This window comes from Variovorax sp. GW821-FHT09B01 (genome assembly GCF_059418345.1).
The window spans coordinates 371,712-389,895 of sequence record NZ_JBWKPQ010000001.1; the positions used below are offsets into that span (position 1 = coordinate 371,712).

An 18,184-nucleotide genomic window follows, 5' to 3' on the forward strand; every position below is an offset into this window, starting at 1 on the left:
CATGTCCACCCGCAAGCAACTCAAGTCCCTCGCCGAGGCCCGCCGCGGCCTGATCGTTCCGGGCGCTTTCAACGCGCTCTCCGCCCGCGTCGTCGAGGACCTCGGCTTCCAGGCCATCTACGTCACCGGCGCCGGCGTCACCAACATGTGGTTCGGCATGCCCGACCAGGGCTTCATGGGCCTGTCGGAGATCGCCGACCACACGGCGCGCATCCGCGATGCCGTGTCGGTGCCGCTGATCGTCGATGCCGACACCGGCTTCGGCAACGCGCTCAACGTGCGCCACACCGTGCGCACGCTCGAGCGCGCGGGCGCCGACTGCATCCAGTTCGAGGACCAGGTCGCGCCCAAGCGCTGCGGTCATTTCTCGGGCAAGGAGGTGATCTCGACCGAGGAGGCCGTGAGCAAGATCAAGGCGGCCGTCGATGCGCGCCGCGATCCCGACCTGCTGATCATGGCGCGCACCGACGCGGCCGCGGTCCATGGCTTCGAGGCCGCGGTCGAGCGCGCGCAGCGCTTCGCCGAGGCCGGCGCCGACATCCTGTTCGTCGAGGCCGTGACCAGCGCCGAGGAAGTCCGCGCGCTGCCGCGGCGGTTGGACCGGCCACAGCTCATGAACATGGTGATCGGCGGCAAGACGCCGATCTTCAACGCGACCGAGCTCGGCGAGCTCGGCTACGGCATCGTGCTCTATGCCAATGCCGCGCTGCAGGGCGCGGTGGCCGGCATGCAGAAGGCGCTGACGGTGCTGCGCGACGAGAAGGAAGTGCGCGAGTCCAGCGGCCTGGTCACGCCCTTCGCCGAGCGCCAGCGGCTCGTGGGCAAGCCCGAGTGGGACGCGCTGGAACAGCGCTACACCTGAAGCACCGCGGCCAGCAGCCGCACGCCCTGCGCGATCTGCTCGACCGTGAGGCTCGCATAGCCGAGGATCAGGCCGCCACAACGACTGCCGGTGGCCTTGCCCGCGTAGAGCGGCGACAGCGGATAGACACCCACGCCACGCAGCCGCGCCGCGGCGACCAGCGCGGCTTCGTCGCGCGGCCGCAGCCACGGCAACCACAGCACCACGTGCAGCCCGGCCGCCGTGCCCGCGACCTGCGCCTCGGCCGGCAGATGGCGCGCGATCGCCTCGAGCAGCGCCGTGCGGCGGCGCTCGTTCTCGCGCCGCGCGCGCCGCACGTGGCGCTCGTAGGCGCCGCTGTCGATCAGAGCCGCCAGCACCCGCTGCTCGAGCAGCGGCGCATGCCGGTCGGCCATGCGCTTGGCCTGGCGGAACACCGGCACCAGCTCGGGCGGCAGCACCAGGTAGCCGAGCCGCATCTGCGGCGACAGCGCCTTCGAGAAGGTGCCCACATAGAGCACGCGTCCGTCGGCATCGACCGCGCGCAGCGCATCGATCGGGCGCTGGCCGTAGCGGAACTCGCCGTCGTAGTCGTCTTCCACGATCCAGGCGCGCTGCTGCCGCGCCCATTGCAGCAGTTCGAGGCGCCGGCCGATGGCGAGCACGCCGCCGAGCGGGAACTGGTGCGAGGGCGTGACATAGGCCAGGCGCGCGCGGCCGTCGCGCGGCAGCGCGGCCGTGTCCAGGCCCTGCGCATCGACGGGCACCGGCAGCAGCGCGGCCCCCGTGGCCTCGAAGCAGCGCCGCGCCATCAGGTAGCCGGGGTTCTCGAACACGAAGGCATCGGCCGGATCGAGCAGCAGCCGCGCGCACAGGTCGATGCCCTGCTGCGAGCCCTGCACCACGACGATCTGTTCCGCGTCGCAGACCAGTCCGCGCGCGCGCCGCAGATAGCCCTGCAGCGCGCGCCTCAAGCCTTCGTCGCCTTCGGGCGGCGCGTAGCTCAGGCTGCGCTGCTGGCGCAGCAGCTCGGCCTGGTAGGCGCGCCGCCAGACCAGCGCGGGGAAGTCGCGCGAGGCGACCGCGCCATAGAGGAAGTCGATGCGCGCCGGCTCGGTCGGCAGGGCGGGCGGTGGCGCCATCGCGGCGATGCGGCGGCCGTAGGCCGACAGCGTGGGCGCGGGCCGGGCGCGGCCACGGGGCGACGCGGGGCGCGCCACCGTCGCCGCCGGCGGGCTCGCGATGCGCGCGGCACGGCCTGCGGACGTGAGCAGGTAGCCCTCGGCAGCGAGCTGCTCGTAGACCGCGGTCACCGTGGTGCGCGAGACGCCGAGCTCGGCCGCCAGGGCCCGGGTCGACGGGGCGGGCGCGCCCGCGGGCAGGGTGCCGTCGGCGATCTGGTCGCGCAGCAGCGCGTAGATGCGGCGGCCCGCGCCCTGGCCCGAAGGAAGCGACAACTGGTCCATGTAAAAAGGCTCGAACTGGTTCTTCGCATTGTGCCGGTTCGAGGCGACATTCAAGCACCCCCACGCTTCTCACCCCACGCCCGATGTACATCCCCGCGCATTTCGCCGTCACCGATCCCGCCGCGCTCCAGCGCGTCATCCGCGAGCATCCGCTCGGCATGCTGGTCACGCACGGCCCCGCGGGGCTGGATGCCGATCACCTGCCCTTCGAGTTCGATCCCGAGGTCGGGACCCACGGCCTGCTCTCGGCCCACGTCGCGCGCGCCAACGACGTCTGGCAGCGCTGCCCGACCGGCACCGAGGTCATGGTGGTCTTCCGCGCCGCGCAGGCCTACATCTCGCCGAGCTGGTATCCGAGCAAGCACGAGCTGCACCGGCAGGTGCCGACCTGGAACTACGAGGTGGTGCATGCGCACGGCACGATCACCGTGCGCGACGACGAGCGCTTCGTGCGCGGCATCGTCGCGCGCCTCACGCGCCGCCACGAGGCGGCCGAGCCCAGGCCCTGGAAGATGGGCGACTCGGCGCCCGAATTCATCGACGGGCTGCTGGGCCACATCGTCGGCATCGAGATCGCGCTCACCTCGCTGGTCGGCAAGTCGAAGCTGAGCCAGAACAAGGAAACGCGCGACCGCGCGGGTGCGTCCGAGGCGCTGGCCGCGCGCGGCCATGCCGAGATCGCCGAGCGCATGCGTCCGATCGACTGATCGGCCGGTCGCGCGCAGCTATGCGGCGGCGCTCACCGCGGCCCGGCGCTGCCCATGCCGCGGCCGCTGCAGCCCCAGGTGCTCGCGCAAGGTACGCCCCTCGTACTCGGTGCGCACCAGGCCGCGCCGGCGCAGCTCGGGCAGCACCAGCTCGATGAAGTCCTGCAGGCCGCCCGGGAACCAGGGCGACATGATGTTGAAGCCGTCGGCGCCGCCTTCCTCGAACCACTGCTGCAGCTGGTCGGCGATGCTCTGCGGCGTGCCCACCACCTGCTGGTGGCCGCGCGCGCCCGCGATGCGCAGGTAGAGGTCGCGGATGCTGAGGTTCTCGCGCCGCGCGAGGTCGAGCAGCAGGCGCTGCCGGCTCTTGGGGCCGTTGGTCTCGGGCAGCTCGGGCACGGGGCCGTCGACCGGCAGGCCCGAGAAGTCGAAGCCGCCGATCACGTTCGACAGCAGCGAGACGCCGACCACCGGGTGCACCAGGTCCTGCAGCAGCGCGAACTTCTCCTCGGCCTCGTCCTGCGTGCGGCCGACCACCGGGAAGATGCCCGGCATGATCTTGATCGACTCGGGCTCGCGGTCGTAGGCCTGGGCGCGGTCCTTGATGTCGCGGTAGAAGCTCTTCGCCTCGTCGAAGGTCTGGTGGGCGACGAAGATCACCTCGGCCGTGCGTGCCGCGAGGTCGCGGCCGGCCTCCGAGGCACCGGCCTGCACCACCACCGGCCGGCCCTGCGGCGAACGCGAGACGTTGAGCGGCCCGCGCACCGAGAAATGCTTGCCCTTGTGATGCAGCACGTGCAGCTTGTCCTCGTGGAAATACTGGCCGCTGTCCTTGTCGCGCACGAAGCTGTCGTCCTCCCAGCTGTCCCACAGGCCGGTCACCACGTCGTGGAACTCGGCCGCGCGCTCGTAGCGCAGCGCATGCTCGAAGTGCTCGTCGCGGTTGAAGTTCTGCGCCTCGCCGGTGCCGCTCGAGGTCACGAGGTTCCAGCCCGAGCGCCCGCCGCTGATCTGGTCGAGCGAGGCGAACTTGCGCGCCACGTTGAAGGGCTCGTTGAAGCTGGTCGACACGGTGGCGATCAGGCCGACGCGCTCGGTGACCGCGGCCAGCGCCGACAGCAGGGTCAGCGGCTCGAAGTGGTCGCTGCGCGCGGTGCGCGACAGCGAGGCGAGTTCGCTGCTGCGCACGCCCACCGAGTCGGCCAGGAAGACGGCATCGAACTTCGCGGCCTCGGCCAGCTTCGCGAGCTCGACGTAGTGGCGGAAATTGCTGCCCGCGTCGGCCTGGGCCTGCGGATGGCGCCAGGCGGCGATGTGGTGGCCGGTCTGCATGAGAAAGGCGCCCAGCTTGATCTGGCGGGAGGAAGTGGCCATGGGAACTCGTGGTCGGAGGGTGCGCGCAAAAGTGCGGCGGCAGGTTAAGTCGGTGCCCGCTCGCGCGGAAAGAAGGGATTCGCACTTCCTTAGGCGCGCACTGCATTTGGCAAGGCGGCCGGGTGGCGCAGCCTCGGTTTGCGCATATGCATGCGACTTTTTCTTCGCAGGCGGCGCAGGCCTCGGCCGCCACAATTTCCGCTTCATGCCCGAGCCTTCGCACGCACCCTCCGCCCAACGACCGACGGTGCGCAAGCGCCTCGGCTTCTTCAGCCGGCTGCTCGACGACGCCCCCGCGGCCGAGCGCTATCGCCTGGTGGCCGCGCAGATCGCGCACGCCGAGGCCTTCGGCTTCGACTCGGCCTGGGTCGCGCAGCACCACTTCCACGAACACGAGGGCGGGCTGCCTTCGCCCTTCGTCTTCCTGGCCCACGTGGCCGCGCGCACGCGCCGCATCCGCCTGGGCACCGGCATCGTGACCCTGCCGCTCGAGAACGCGCTGCGCGTGGCCGAGGACGCCATCGTGCTGGACCTGCTCACGGGCGGCCGGCTCGAAATCGGCGTGGGCACGGGCGGCACGCCCGAGGCCTTCGCCGCCTTCGGCCTCGATGCGGCCGAGCGTCCGGCGCTGTTCGCGCGGCAGCTCGCGGCCGTGCGCGCGGCCTGGGCCGGCCGGCCGCTCGCGGGCGGCGACACGCTGTACCCCGCGGGCGCGCAACTGCTGGGCCGGATCTGGCAGGCGACTTTCTCCGTCAGTGGCGGCACGCGCGCGGGCCAGGCCGGCGACGGCCTGATGCTCTCGCGCACCCAGCCGCGCACGCTCGAAGCACCCGATGCGACGCTGGCCGAACTGCAGGACCCGATCGTCGATGCCTACCTGGCCGCGCTGCCCGCCGGCGCCACGCCGCGCATCGTGGGATCGCGCAGCGTCTTCGTGGCCGACACGCGCGTCGAGGCGCTGCGTCTGGCCGAGATCGGCCTGCGCCGCTCGGCCGCGCGCTTCGCGGCCTCGGGCGGCGGTGGCCTCGCGGACCGCGCGGGCCCCGAGGCCCCGCTCGAACAATTGATCGCGGCCTACGACGTGCACGTGGGAACGCCCGAGGACGTGATCGCCTCGCTCTCCGCCGACAGCACGCTCGCGCGCGTCACCGACCTCGTGTGCCAGGTGCACTCGGTCGATCCGCCGCATGCGGCGATTCTGCGCTCGATCGAGCTCGTCGCCACCGAGGTCGCGCCGGCGCTAGGCTGGCAGCGCGACACGGCTGTGGCCTCCACCGACATTCCTTCCCTCCAGACCTCATGACCGCCATCACCCCTCCCGTCGCCGACGTGATCGACCAGCTGGTCGGCATCGCGCCCGGCGATCCGCTCGACCGCCTGCGCGCGCAGCGCGAACAGGCACGCCTCAACGCGCAGCAGAGTTATCTCGCGCTGTTCGCGCCGACGCCGCCCGTGCCCGAGGACTTCGACATCGCGGACCGCTTCGCCATCGCGGCCTTCGTGACCGCGCTGCACGAGCAGCCCGAGGTCGCGCGCTTCTATGCGCAGCGCCTGGCCGCGCAGCGCGCACGCGCGGGCGTGGCCGAGGCGATCGCCGACGAAGCGAAACGCGCCGCCGCCAAGGGCCCGTACGGTCGCTATCCCGCGGGCCCGCTGAGCGTCGAGGACACGCCCGGCCCCTCGTACGCAGTCGCCGATGCGAACCGCGAAACGCTGGGCCCGCGCCTCTCGGCCGCGCTCGTGCATGCGCAACTGCTGGTGTTCCATCCGCGCGATGCCAGCCCCACCGCGCTGCAGGCCTTGCTCGATGCCGGCTGGTCGTCCACCGGCATCGTGACCCTGTCGCAGCTCGTGGCCTTCCTCGCGTTCCAGATCCGCGTCGTCGCGGGCCTGCGCACGCTGGCGCGCCATCCCATCACTTCCGTCGACTGAACGCCATGGCCACCGAATCGACCCTGAGCTATCCGGACAACGCGCACCCCACGCGCTTCACGCAGGCGCAGCTCGAATGGCTGCCCTGGCTCGAGCCGCTGCCCGAAGCCGAGCTCACCGAGCGCCACTTCGCGGGCCTGGTGGATGCGGCGCGCGCCAAGTCGCCGTACTTCCGGCTGCTCGCGCGCGATCCCGACATCCTCGGCGCGCGCACGCGCACCGACAAGGACATCTTCTACAACCCCGAGGCCGGCCTGCCGCGCGCCGAGCGCGAACTGGCCGCGGCCGCGGCCTCGCGCCACAACGGCTGCATCTACTGCGCCTCGGTGCATGCGCGCTTCGCCACGCATTTCTCGCAGCGTTCGGACGACGTGCAGCGGCTGCTCGACGAGGGCACGACGGCCGCGCTCGGCGAGCGCTGGGACGCGATCGTCGCGGCTTCGGTGGCGCTGTCGTCCACGCCGTCCAGCTTCGGCACCGAGCACATCGAGGCATTGCGCGCGCAGGGCCTGGACGATCTCGCGATCGCTGACGTGATCCACGGCGCGGCCTTCTTCAACTGGGCGAACCGGTTGATGCTCTCGCTGGGCGAGCCGCAGCAGCCAGGCGCCTAGGCGTCGTCGGGCGGCACTTCCGCGCTGGCGCGCGCGATCGCCTCGCGCGCCATGCCGGGCGCGAAGGCATCGATGAAGGCATGGATGTAGCCGCGCAGATGCCCGCCGCGGCGCACCGCGAGCTGGGTGCGGTTCTCGCCGAACAGGTGGCCGGCTTCCAGCGCGCGCAGGCGCCGGTCGCGCACCGCGTCGTAGGCCAGGTCGGCGACGATGCCCACGCCCACGCCCAGTTCCACATAGGTCTTGATCACGTCCGCATCCATCGCGGCCAGCACGATGTCGGGCGAGAGGCCATGGCGCGCGAAGGCTTCGTCGATGCGCGAGCGACCCGTGAGACCGCTGTCGTAGGTGATGAGCGGATGGCGCGCGAGCTTCTCGATGGTGAGCGGCGCTTCGGTCAGCAGCGGATGGCCCGCGGGCGCCACCACCAGGTGCGTCCAGCAGCGACAGGAGATGGCCGCGAGCTGCGGATGGTTCTGCGGCAACTCGGTGGCGATGCCCACGTCGACCTCGCCGTCGAGCAGCATCTGCGCGATCTGGCGCGGCGTGCCCTGGTGCAGGTGCAGCCGCACGCCGGGAAAGCGCAGCCGGAACTCCTGCACCGCGGCCGGCAGCGCATAGCGCGCCTGCGAATGCGTGGCCGCGATCGACAGCAGGCCCTCCTCGCGCGCCAGGAAATCCTGGCCAGCCTGGCGCAGGTTCAGGCTGTCGTCGAGCACGCGCTCGATGATCGGCAGCAGGTGGTCGCCGGGCGAGGTGAGGCCGGTGAGCCGCTTGCCCGAGCGCTTGAACAGCAGGATGCCGAGCTCGTTCTCGAGGTCGCGGATCTGCCGGCTCACGCCGGACTGCGAGGCCTCGAGCACCACGGCGGCTTCGCTGAGGTTGAAGCCGCAGCGCACGGTCTCGCGCACGGATCGCAGTTGCTGGAAGTTCATGGCGACGGGAAGAGGCTTTGTCTCTGGCGGGGGCATGCGCCTTCCGGGCGCGCACTCGGTGGGAGTGCCCGCAGGCTATCGCGCGACGATGCCGCGCGGCAAAGAACAAAAACGGATCAACGTATGCGGATTACGTGCTTCGCGAAGGCCGCGCTCTCTTGAAGAATGAGGGCTCTTGCCTTCGAGGGTGAGTGTCTCCTGGTCGCTACGGCGATGCAGTTTCAACGGGCCCCTCGGGGCCCGTTTTTTTCGCGGCATCCGCCGCGCCACTCCTGTCGATCACCTCATGAGCAACGACCACTCCACGTCCCTCGAACCGAACGACCCGCGCGACCGCTTCGCCCATGAGGCCCTGCGCCTGCTCGGCCCCGCGCCTGCCAACTGGGTGCCGCGCCACGATGGCATCGACCACGATGTGCTCGTGGTCGGCGGCGGCCAGAGCGGTGCCGCGCTCTCCTTCGCGCTGCGCCGCGCGGGCATCGCCGAAGTCAGCGTGATCGATGCCGCGCCCGATGCGCAGCGCGCGGGCGTGTGGCTCACGCGCGCGCGCATGCACAAGCTGCGCACGCTCAAGAACCTGGTCGGCCCCGAAGGCTCGGTGAGCGCGCTGGGCTTCCAGGCCTGGTACGAATCGCGCCACGGCCTCGAGGCCTATGCGGCGCTCGACCGCATTCCGCGCACCGACTGGGCCGCTTACCTCGACTGGTTCCGCCACATCACCGCCACCGGGGTGCGTTACGGCACGCGGCTGGTCGGCTTCGAGGCGGCGGGGCAGGGCGCGGTGCCGCACTTCCGCGTGCGGCTCGAGGTCGATGGCCAGGAGCGCATCGAGACCGCGCGCAAGCTGATCTTCGCCAACGGCGTGGCCGGCAGCGGCGCGCCCTTCGTGCCCGAGCTGCTCGCGAACGCGGTGGCCAGCGGGCTCGCGGCCCACACCGGCCATGCGATCGATTTCGCGGCGCTCGAAGGCAAGCGCGTGGCCGTGATCGGCGCGGCGGCCTCGGCCTTCGACGCGGCCGCGGTGGCGCTCGAGCATGGCGCGGCCGCCGTGCACCTGTTCGCGCGCCGCGACCATCTCGCGGCCACGCCGGTGGCGCGCGTGCGCGGCTATCCGGGCCTGTACGACAACTACTTCGCGCTGCCCGATGCCACGCGCTGGCACCATGCGGCGCGCTACCGGCGCCTGGGCACCACGCCGCCGCCCGACTCGGTGCAGCGCGTGCTGGCCTTCCCCAACTTCCACCTGCACCTGGGCGCGCCGTGGCGCGGCGTCACGCAGAACGGCAACCAGCTCGTGGCCCACGTGCACGACGAGCATTTCCATTTCGACTTCGCGATCGCCGGCACCGGCTACAGCCACGAGCTGAGCGAGCGCCCCGAGCTGACCGGCATCGCCGACCTGGTGCTGCGCTGGCGCGATCGCTTCGAGGCGCCCGCGCACGAGCGCGACGACGAACTCGCGGCCGCGCCCTACCTGGGCACGGGCCTCGAGCTGGTCGAGAAGACGGGGGGCACGGCGCCGTGGCTGCGCGACATCCACGTCTACAACCCGGGCGGCTTCGCGAGCACCGGACTGCCGCTGGGCGACGTGCCCGGCATGCGCGGCTACGTGCCGGCCATCGTGCGCCGCATCAGCGAGGACCTGGTTCTGGCCGACCTGCCGCTGCACGAGGCACGCACGCGCGCCGAGGTGGCGCCGGACTTCGGGCCCGAGCTCTATGCGGGCGCGCTGTGGCAGGGGGAGGCGCGGCTGCAGGCGGCCTGAACGGATGACGGCGGGATCTCAGCGCAGCGAGATCCCCGCCGTCTGAATGGTCTTCGCATAGCGGATCCGCTCCGCCGCCAGCGTGCGCCCCAGGTCCGCCGGCGAGCCGCCGGTCACCTTGAAGCCCATGTCCTCGAGCTTGGCGCGCGTCTCGGGCGCGGCGATCACGGCCTGGATGTCGCGGTTGATCTTCGCGACCACGGCCGGCGGCGTGCCGGCCGGCGCGAAATAGCCCTGCCAACTCTCGACCGCGAACCCAGGCAGCCCGGCCTCGGCCATGGTCGGCACCTCGGGCAGCGCGCCCGAGCGGTAGTCGGTGGTGACCGCGAGCGCGCGCAGCTTGCCGGCGCGCACGTGGTCGGTCACGGCGGCCAGCGTGATCAGCGTGGCGTCTACATGGCCCGCGAGCACGTCGAGCGTGGCCGGCCCGCCGCCCGAGTAGGGGATGTAGTTGACCTGCGCGCCGGTCTCCTGGCCGATCATCTCGTGCGCCACGTGGGCGATGCCGCCGTTGCCCGGCAGCCCCAGGCTGATCGAGTGCGGCCGCGCCTTGGCGCGCGCGAGGTAGGCGCGGAAGTCGGCGATGCCGGTCTTCGGGTTGACCACCAGGATCTGCGGGTTGACCACCGCCTTGATCACCGGCGTGAAGGCCTTCTGGCCGTCGTAGGGCAGGCGGTCGAACAGGATGCCGTTGAGCGTCAGTCCCTCGCCCTGCTGCAGCAGCGTGTAGCCGTCGGCCGGCGACTTGGCCACGCGCGCGGCGCCGATGGTGCCGCTGGCGCCCCCGAGGTTCTCGACCACCACCGACTGGCCCCAGCGCTCGGTCAGGCGCTCGGCGATCAGGCGGGTGAGCTTGTCGGCGCTGCCGCCGGCGGCCACCGGCACCACGATGTGGACCGGCTTCGAGGGGAAACCGGCCGCCTCGTCGGTGGCGGCGCGGGCGGAAGCCGTGAAGGCGGCGAGCAGGACGGGCGCGGCCAGCGTGGCACGCAGCAGGGCGCGGCGCGCGCCGCGGGTCGGGAAGGGCAGGGAGGTCATTGGGTGTCTTGTTCGAGGATGCGCCGACCGTAGGCGCGGGCGCGCGCGCGTCCAACGAAGCAAACCGGATATGCGTAGAAGAAAAACTTCGTTCGGCCGGCCCGGTCAGGCGCATACCCTGCCCACACCGCGGCCCCGGGCCGTGTTCCCGCTTCCCCGCCTTCCCCTCGAAAGTCCCCTATGAGCCTCTCCGAACTCCCCGTCGAAACGGCGGGCAACGACCTCGCGAGCGAGCGCGCGCGCGCCGTCGACGCCTTCCTCGTGCAGGCGCGCGGCCTGCTGGCCGCCGGCCCCGGCGAGGGCCATGCCCAGCTGCAGCCCGTGGCCGATGCGCTGATCGCCCTGGGCCGGCGCGCCGACCTGTTTCCGGCCGCCCATTTCCCGATCGATGCCGAGCGCCCCGCGCAGGTCTACCGGCTGGCCGAGGACGCCGATGGCGGCTTCGCGCTGTATCTCTCGGCGGGCCTGGCCGGCAAGGCCCAGCCGCCGCACGACCACACGACCTGGGCGATCATTGCCGGCGTCGAAGGCAACGAGCGCAACGTGCTCTACCGCCGCGAGAAGACCGCCGACCCGGCGCGCGACGACCTCGTGCAGACGCGCGTGGTCGACGTGGCCGCGGGCAGCGCGGTGGTGCTGACGCCTAGCGATGTCCACACCATCGAGCTGGTCGACGGCCTCGACGGCCGGCACCTGCACTTCTACGGCCGCGCGCTCGAGCGGCTCGAGCATCGCGTGGTGTTCGAAGGCACGGCCGGCGGCAGCTACCGCCGGTTCGGCCCGCCGCGCAACGTCCGCCATCCGGCGATCGCGCCGGCGGCGCTCAAGGCCGCGCTGTCCGACGGCGAGGAGATCGCGCTGCTCGACGTGCGCGAGACCGGCGTCTTCGTGCGCAGCCACATCCTGCTGGCCGCCTCGGCGCCGCTGTGGCGGCTGGAGCTCTTGATCGACCGCCTGGTGCCACGCCGCGACACCCGCATCGTGCTGACCGACGCCGACGAGTCGCTGGCCCACCAGGCGGCCGGCAAGCTGGTGCGCCTGGGCTGGCGCAACGTGTCGGTGCTGGCCGGCGGTACCGCGGGCTGGGCCGCGGCGGGCTACGAGCTGTTCAGCGGCAGCAACGTACCGAGCAAGGCTTTCGGCGAGGTCATCGAGCACCGCAAGCACACGCCGTGGATCTCGGTCGACGAGCTGCACCAGCGCGTGGAACGCGGCGACGACATCGTGGTGGTCGACAGCCGCACGCCCGAGGAATTCGCCGACTTCAGCCTGCCGTTCGCCCACAGCCTGCCGGGCGCCGAGCTGGTCTACCGCATCCATGAATTCGCGCCGCGTCCCGAGACGCTGGTGGTGGTGAACTGCGCCGGCCGCACGCGCAGCATCGTCGGCGCGCAGACGCTGATCGACGCGGGCATCCCGAACCCCGTGGTCTCGCTCAAGGACGGCACCATGGCCTGGCTGCTGGCCGGGCGCACGCTGTCGCACGGCCGCAGCGCGCCGCTGCCCGAGCCCGAGGCCGCCGGCCTCGAGCAGGCGCGCGCGCGGGCCGAGGACGTGGCCCGGCGCGCCGGCGTGCGCCGCATCGACGCCGCGGGCCTGGCACGGCTCGAGGCCGAGGCGGGCGAACGCTCGCTCTACCGCTTCGACGTGCGCACGCGCCAGGAATACGAGGCCGGCCATCTCGAGGGCTGGCGCTGGGCGCCCGGTGGCCAACTGGTGCAGGCCACCGACGAGTACGTGGGCGTGCGCCGCGCACGCATCGTGCTGGCCGACTGGGACGGCGTGCGCGCGCTGACCACCGCGGCCTGGCTCGCGCAGCTCGGCGGGCATGAGGTCTTCGTGCATGCGCCGGCGCCGCTGCCGGTGCTGGTGCTCGGCCCCGAGCCCGTGAAGCTGCTGCCGCTGCATGCGCGCGCGCCGCGCATCGCGGTGCGGGAACTCGCATCGGCGCTCGACGCCGGCAGCGTCGCGGTGTTCGACATCGAGCGCCGCGCCGCCTACGAGCGCCGCCATGTCGCGGGCGCGCGCTTCGCGGTGCCCGACCGGCTCGAGGAATTCATCGCCGGCCTGCCCGCCACGCAGCGTGTGGTGCTGGTCTCGTCCGACGGCGTGCTGGCCGGCGCGGTCGCGGCCGAACTCATCGCACGGCTGGCCCGCGACGGCAGCGCGCGCGAGGTGCTCGCGCTCGCGGGCGGCACCCAGGCCTGGGTCGCGGCCGGCCTGCCCACCGGCCAGGGCGGCGAAGGCGTGCTGACCGGCGACGACGACCACTGGTACAGCCCCTACGCGCATGCCGACCTGGCGGCGCGCAATGCCGGCTTCCAGCAGTACCTCGACTGGGAGATCGGGCTCGTGGCCCAGCTCGAGCGCGAAGGCGACGTGGGCATCCGGCTGGTCGCGCCCGCCACGGCCGACGCGGCGGTGGCGCCATGAACCTGCGAAGCGCCGGCCGAACCCTGGTGCGCACGGCCTGGCAGGCCGTGCCGACCGTGATCGGCGTCATCCTGCTGAACTTCGTGCTGATGCAGCTGATCCCGGGCGACGCCGCCGACGTGGTGGCGGCCGAATCGGGCTCGGCCACGGCCGAGAGCATGGCGCAGCTGCGCGCCCACTTCGGCCTCGACCTGCCGGTGCTGCAGCAACTCGGCAGCTACCTCTACAACCTCTCGCACGGCAGCCTCGGCGTTTCGCCGCGCTACAACATGCCGGTGGTGGCGCTGATCGGCGCGCGCCTGGGCAACACGCTGCTCTTGATGCTGACCGCGCTGGGCTTCGCGCTCGCCATCGGCATCGCGCTGGGCACCATCATGGCCACCCGCGCGGGCCGCTGGCAGGACCGCACGCTCTCTGTGCTGGCGCTGCTGCTGTACTCCACGCCGGGCTTCTGGCTCGGCCTGATGGCGATCGTGCTGTTCTCGGTGCACCTGGGCTGGCTGCCCACCGGCGGCAGCGAGACCATCGGTGCGGGCTACACCGGGCTGAAGCACGCGGTCGACGTGGCACGCCACCTGGTGCTGCCGGCGCTCGCGCTCGCGGGCTTCTACATCGCCATCTTCTCGCGGCTCACGCGCGCGGCCATGCTCGAGGTGTCGCGCCAGGACTTCGTGCGCACCGCCGAGGCCAAGGGCCTGCATCCGTGGACCGTCACGATGCGCCACGTGCTGCGCAACGCGCTGATCCCGGTCACCACCGTGGCCGGCATGCACTTGGGCACCCTGCTCGGCGGCGCGGTGGTGGTCGAGACCGTCTTCAGCTGGCCCGGCCTCGGCCGGCTGGCCTTCGACTCGGTGGCCGGGCGCGACTACACGGTGCTGCTCGGCGTGCTGCTGATGTCCTCGCTGCTGGTGATCGTGGCCAACATGCTGGTCGACCTGCTGCACGCGCTGCTCGATCCGCGCATCCAGGTGCGCTGAGTTCCGCGCGCGCACCGCTTCACGCTCTTCTGGTTCCTCACCGATGTCCACTCCCTTCCTGCTCGACTCCAACCTCGCGCAAGCGCCCGCGCCGGCAACGGCGCCACGCCGCGCGGAACCACCCGCGCCGCCGACGCCGGCCGCTGCCGTCGTCGTCGCCGCCGTCGACGCACGCCCGGTCTCGGCGCGCCGCGCCGCGTTGCGCGCCTTCGTGCGCAACCCCTCCGCCATGGCGGGCGTGGTGCTGCTGCTGGCCATGCTGGTGCTGGCCCTGCTCGCGCCGCTGCTCTATCCGGGCGATCCGCTCGACATGGTCGCGCAGCCGCTGCTGTGGCCGGGCCAGGACGCGGCCTATCCGCTGGGCAGCGATTCGCTCGGGCGCGACGTCGCCGCCGGCATCGCGCACGGCGCGCGCATCTCGCTCGCGGTGGGCGTGGTCGCGGCCGTGCTGAGCCTCGCGATCGGCATCCTCGTGGGCGCCACCGCGGGCTACTTCGGCGGCCGGGTCGACGACGTGCTGGTGCGCATCACCGAGCTGTTCCAGACCATGCCCTCGTTTCTGTTCGTGATCGTGGTGGTGGCGATCGGCCAGCCCTCGGTGCCGGTGATCGTGTTCGCCATCGGCCTGGCCTCCTGGCCCGTGATCGCGCGGCTGGTGCGCGCCGAGTTCCGCGCGCTGCGCGAGACCGAGTTCGTGCTCGCCGCGCGCAGCCAGGGCTTCGGCCATGCGCGCATCATCTTCCAGGAGATGCTGCCGAACGCGCTGCCGCCGGTCATCGTCACCACCTCGGTGCTGGTGGCCAGCGCGATCCTGATCGAGTCGGCGCTGTCCTTCCTCGGCATGGGCGACCCCAATGCGGTGTCGTGGGGCAGCATGATCGGCCAGGGCCGCGAGTTGTTGCGCACCGCCTGGTACCTCACGGCGCTGCCGGGGGCGGCCATCGTCTTCACCGTGCTCGCGCTCAACCTCGTGGGCGACGGCCTCAACGATGCCTTCAACCCGCGTTTGAGGGGGCGTTGAGATGACGCTCGAACCAGTGACGATCGCGCCGCCGCTGCTGGATGTGCGCGGCCTCGATGTCTTCTTCCACGGCTCGAACGGCCCGATCCAGGCCGTGCGCGGGCTGGACCTGACGCTGCAGCGCGGCGAGACGCTGGCGCTGGTCGGCGAGTCGGGCTGCGGCAAGTCGACCACCGCGCTGGCGCTGCTGCGCCTGCTCGCGCCCGGCACCGCGCTGCGCGGCAGCATCCATTTCGACGGTCGCGACATCCTCGCGCTGTCGCCGGCAGCGCTGCGCGAGGTGCGCGGGCGCGAGATCGCGATGATCTTCCAGGAGCCGATGACCTCGCTGAACCCGGTGCACACCATCGGCGCGCAGATCGAGGAGACGCTGCGCCGCCACGAGAAGCTCTCGGCCGCCGCGGCGCGCCGGCGGGCCATCGAGCTGCTCGACCTGGTGCGCATCCCCGAGCCGCAGCGGCGCATCGACGACCATCCGCACAACCTCTCGGGCGGCCAGCGCCAGCGCGTGATGATCGCGATGGCCGTGGCCTGCAAGCCGCGCCTGCTGGTGGCCGACGAGCCCACCACCGCGCTCGACGTGACCATCCAGGCGCAGATCCTCGAGCTGCTCGACGGCCTGCGCCGCGAGCTCGACATGGCGCTGCTGCTGATCACCCACGACCTGGGCCTGGTGGCCCAGTGGGCCGACCGCGTGGCCGTGATGTACGGCGGCGAGAAGGTCGAGGAGGCACCGACCTCGAAGCTCTTCGCCGCCCCTTCGCATGCCTACACCCGCGGCCTGCTCGGCGCCTCGCTGCATGCCGGCAGCGCGTTGCACTACGCGGATGCGCGCCTGCCCGAGATCCAGACCCGGCTCGATCCCGCGACCGGCGTGCGCGACTTCGCGCTGCACGTGCCGCAGCCGAATACGAAGGTGCGTGCCTTGCCCGTGCGCGCCGCGGCCGGCGAGCCGCTGCTGTCGGTGCAGGACCTGCGCACCGACTATCCGACGCGCGGCGGCGGCGTGCTGCATGCGGTCGACGGTGTGTCCTTCGACATCCGCGCGGGCGAGACCGTGGGCCTGGTCGGCGAATCGGGCTGCGGCAAGTCCACGCTCTCGCGCACCCTGCTGCGGCTGGTGGATCCGGCGGGCGGGCGCATCGTGTTCGATGGCACCGACATCGCTTCACTCTCCGAGAAGGCACTCAAGCCCTGGCGGCGGCGCGTGCAGATGGTGTTCCAGGATCCCTATGCGTCGCTGAACCCGCGGCGCAGCGTGTTCGACATCCTCGAGTCGGTGCTCAAGGTGCATGGCGTGGACGACCGCGCCGAGCGCCGCAACCGCATCGCCGCCATCCTCGAGCGCGTGGGCCTGCCGGCCGACGCGGCACGGCGCTTTCCCAACGAGTTCTCGGGCGGGCAGCGCCAACGCATCGGCATCGCGCGCGCTCTTGTGCTGCGGCCGTCGCTGGTGGTGCTCGACGAGCCGGTGTCGGCGCTCGACGTGTCGGTGCAGGCGCAGATCCTGAACCTGCTGGTGGAGCTGAAGGAGGACTTCGGGCTCTCCTACTTGTTCATCTCGCACGATCTGTCGGTGGTGCGGTACATCGCGGATCGGGTGATGGTGATGAACAAGGGGAAGATCGTGGAGACGGGGGGGTATCAGGATATTTGGGATCGGCCGCGGCATGCGTATACGCGGAGCTTGATTGCGGCTGTGCCGGGGGCGGAGCAGAGGAAGGCGGCCTGAGGTTGCTGCGAAAACGCCGGCGGAGGGGATGGGGATTCCGGCCGATGTGTTGATTGGGTTGGCCGAGGAAGAAGCATTGGCGGATCGATGGGGCCACCGGGCCGACGATCCCCGCTGCAGCAAGTCGGATCGGAAACTTCTGCAAGCAAGGGGCGCTTCTCCCTGACCTTGCGGGGATCCGGATCAATGCCCGGTCGGCGCCCGAAGCCAGTTGTCGAGCACCAGGCCCGGCACGCGCGCGAAGTGCCGCGTGTTGTCAGTCACGACGACGGCGCCGACCGCCAGCGCATGGGCTGCGATCATCTCGTCGAAATCACCGATGGGCGTACCGCCCGCCTTCAAGTGGGCACGCAGGTCGCCATGCCGCGTTGCCGCTTGCGCGTCCCAGGGCAGGATCGGCGCGATGCGCAGGAACTCCTGCACGATCCGATGCAGCCGCACGGCCTCGGGACGTCGGGCAATGCCGAATCTCAGTTCGGAGCAGGTCACGGCGGAAATGCACCACTGTCCCGGCGTCAAGGTTTGCAGGCGTGCGTCGAAGGCGGCATTGCCACGGATCGCTTCGCTCGCCGCATTGGTGTCGAGCATGTACAGCGTCATTCCTTCCAGCCTTCGAAAGGATCGCGCTGTTCTTCGCTCTGCTCGCGGCCGGGCAGCGCATCGGGAGGAACGACACCCTGTTGGTCGCGCATCCGGATGAACGCACGCCAGTCCGCCGGGGCGCGCGTGGACAGGATGACGTCGCCGGTGGCCTCGTCGCGTCGAATGTAGACCTCGGTGGTGCCGTCGAACCGGAACTCGGCTGGCAGACGCACGGCCTGGCTGCCTCCGGTGGCGAAGAGTTTGGCGATGGATTGCTGCATGGCCGCTCCTGAAGATGCAATGTATATATCAATGTATATACATATCGCAGGGCAGTCAAGGAAGCGGGCCCGATGGCCGCTCCCCCATCCCCGCCGAAAACCTCACCAGATACCCGTCCGGATCCTGCACCACCACCTGATGCACCCCCACCTTGACGTTCCCCTTGCGATACCACTTCTGCTCGGCCGCCAGAAACAACGGCCACCGCGCAAGCGCCAGCGCCTCGAGGATCGGCCCCAGCGCCCGCACGCCCACCTGAAAATTCACCCCGCGTCCATACGGCGTCTCCAGCGCCCCGGTGACCCAGTTGCGCCCCCGTCCTCGCTCCTCGAGCATCACCTGCGCCCCCTCGCGATCGAGGTAGGCGAACCCCTCGTCCAGCCGGTGATAGACGACCAAGAACCCACAGAGGTCGCACCAGAACCGCAGGCTCGCATGCACATCCGCGACCAGCAGTTCTGGCACCAGCTTCGCCGGAATGA

At 71.5% G+C, this 18,184-nt stretch carries 17 protein-coding genes; 10 read left to right on the top strand and 7 right to left on the bottom strand.

What is annotated here, in order from left to right; genetic code table 11:
- The first annotated feature begins 1 nt into the window (after position 1).
- Entirely contained in the window at positions 2-862 is an 861-nt protein-coding gene (locus AC07RV_RS01605; protein ID WP_296779647.1) for an isocitrate lyase/PEP mutase family protein, read from the top strand.
- On the opposite strand, the gene pdxR is transcribed toward AC07RV_RS01605, so the two are convergent.
- A complete protein-coding gene (gene pdxR, locus AC07RV_RS01610) occupies positions 853-2,307 on the bottom strand; it encodes a MocR-like pyridoxine biosynthesis transcription factor PdxR (protein WP_296779649.1) in 1,455 nt (484 codons plus the stop codon). The two genes, AC07RV_RS01605 and pdxR, sit on opposite strands and share 10 nt — an antisense overlap.
- Positions 2,308-2,390: 83 nt before the next feature.
- Between pdxR and AC07RV_RS01615 the strand changes: the two genes are divergently transcribed.
- Complete coding sequence (locus AC07RV_RS01615) at positions 2,391-3,014, top strand: FMN-binding negative transcriptional regulator (protein ID WP_296779650.1); 624 nt, start codon at positions 2,391-2,393, stop codon at positions 3,012-3,014.
- An 18-nt stretch (positions 3,015-3,032) separates the two neighbouring features.
- Here AC07RV_RS01615 and AC07RV_RS01620 read toward each other — a convergent pair whose 3' ends face one another.
- Positions 3,033-4,388 (bottom strand): LLM class flavin-dependent oxidoreductase, encoded by a 1,356-nt coding sequence (locus tag AC07RV_RS01620; protein WP_296779651.1) that lies wholly within the window; start codon positions 4,386-4,388, stop codon positions 3,033-3,035.
- A gap of 205 nt (positions 4,389-4,593) precedes the next feature.
- Here AC07RV_RS01620 and AC07RV_RS01625 point away from each other — a divergent pair, with 205 nt between their 5' ends.
- The 3 genes from AC07RV_RS01625 to AC07RV_RS01635 are packed head-to-tail and all read left to right on the top strand — an operon-like array spanning position 4,594 to position 6,934.
- Positions 4,594-5,691, top strand: coding sequence for a putative FMN-dependent luciferase-like monooxygenase (locus AC07RV_RS01625; RefSeq protein WP_296779654.1), 1,098 nt, complete (start codon positions 4,594-4,596; stop codon positions 5,689-5,691).
- Positions 5,688-6,320, top strand: a complete 633-nt coding sequence (locus AC07RV_RS01630) for a CMD domain protein (RefSeq protein WP_296779656.1) — start codon at positions 5,688-5,690, stop codon at positions 6,318-6,320. Before AC07RV_RS01625 ends, AC07RV_RS01630 begins: the two co-directional genes overlap by 4 nt.
- 5 nt (positions 6,321-6,325) lie before the next feature.
- A complete protein-coding gene (locus AC07RV_RS01635; protein WP_296779658.1) occupies positions 6,326-6,934 on the top strand; it encodes an alkylhydroperoxidase domain protein in 609 nt (202 codons plus the stop codon).
- Here the strand turns inward: AC07RV_RS01635 and AC07RV_RS01640 are convergent.
- Positions 6,931-7,869: a CysB family HTH-type transcriptional regulator gene (locus AC07RV_RS01640; RefSeq protein ID WP_296779660.1), complete on the bottom strand. Its 939-nt coding sequence runs from the start codon at positions 7,867-7,869 to the stop codon at positions 6,931-6,933. The genes AC07RV_RS01635 and AC07RV_RS01640 overlap by 4 nt on opposite strands.
- A gap of 286 nt (positions 7,870-8,155) precedes the next feature.
- On the opposite strand from AC07RV_RS01640, the gene AC07RV_RS01645 reads away from it, so the two are divergent.
- Positions 8,156-9,634 (top strand): SidA/IucD/PvdA family monooxygenase, encoded by a 1,479-nt coding sequence (locus AC07RV_RS01645; protein WP_296779662.1) that lies wholly within the window; start codon positions 8,156-8,158, stop codon positions 9,632-9,634.
- Between the two features lie 18 nt (positions 9,635-9,652).
- Here the strand turns inward: AC07RV_RS01645 and AC07RV_RS01650 are convergent, their stop codons facing one another.
- On the bottom strand, positions 9,653-10,672 hold the full coding sequence (locus AC07RV_RS01650; RefSeq protein WP_296779664.1) for a tripartite tricarboxylate transporter substrate binding protein: 1,020 nt from the start codon (positions 10,670-10,672) through the stop codon (positions 9,653-9,655).
- Between the two features lie 180 nt (positions 10,673-10,852).
- On the opposite strand from AC07RV_RS01650, the gene AC07RV_RS01655 reads away from it, so the two are divergent.
- From AC07RV_RS01655 to AC07RV_RS01670, 4 genes are read left to right on the top strand one after another with little or no spacing between them, the layout of a single operon-like run.
- Positions 10,853-13,105 (top strand): rhodanese-like domain-containing protein, encoded by a 2,253-nt coding sequence (locus AC07RV_RS01655; RefSeq protein ID WP_296779666.1) that lies wholly within the window; start codon positions 10,853-10,855, stop codon positions 13,103-13,105.
- Positions 13,102-14,085, top strand: coding sequence for an ABC transporter permease (locus AC07RV_RS01660; protein ID WP_296779668.1), 984 nt, complete (start codon positions 13,102-13,104; stop codon positions 14,083-14,085). The genes AC07RV_RS01655 and AC07RV_RS01660 overlap by 4 nt, the downstream gene beginning before the upstream one ends.
- A gap of 43 nt (positions 14,086-14,128) precedes the next feature.
- The gene (locus tag AC07RV_RS01665) at positions 14,129-15,106 is read left to right on the top strand and encodes an ABC transporter permease (protein WP_296779670.1); all 978 of its coding nucleotides are present in this window, start codon (positions 14,129-14,131) and stop codon (positions 15,104-15,106) included.
- A gap of 1 nt (position 15,107) precedes the next feature.
- Complete coding sequence (locus tag AC07RV_RS01670; protein ID WP_296779672.1) at positions 15,108-16,838, top strand: ABC transporter ATP-binding protein; 1,731 nt, start codon at positions 15,108-15,110, stop codon at positions 16,836-16,838.
- Positions 16,839-17,021: 183 nt separating this feature from the next.
- On the opposite strand, the gene AC07RV_RS01675 is transcribed toward AC07RV_RS01670, so the two are convergent.
- The 3 genes from AC07RV_RS01675 to AC07RV_RS01685 are packed head-to-tail and all read right to left on the bottom strand — an operon-like array spanning position 17,022 to position 18,167.
- Positions 17,022-17,426 (bottom strand): type II toxin-antitoxin system VapC family toxin, encoded by a 405-nt coding sequence (locus AC07RV_RS01675; RefSeq protein ID WP_296779674.1) that lies wholly within the window; start codon positions 17,424-17,426, stop codon positions 17,022-17,024.
- A gap of 8 nt (positions 17,427-17,434) precedes the next feature.
- On the bottom strand, positions 17,435-17,701 hold the full coding sequence (locus AC07RV_RS01680) for an antitoxin (protein WP_296779676.1): 267 nt from the start codon (positions 17,699-17,701) through the stop codon (positions 17,435-17,437).
- A gap of 55 nt (positions 17,702-17,756) precedes the next feature.
- Positions 17,757-18,167: a VOC family protein gene (locus AC07RV_RS01685; RefSeq protein ID WP_296779678.1), complete on the bottom strand. Its 411-nt coding sequence runs from the start codon at positions 18,165-18,167 to the stop codon at positions 17,757-17,759.
- Positions 18,168-18,184 lie beyond the last annotated feature (17 nt).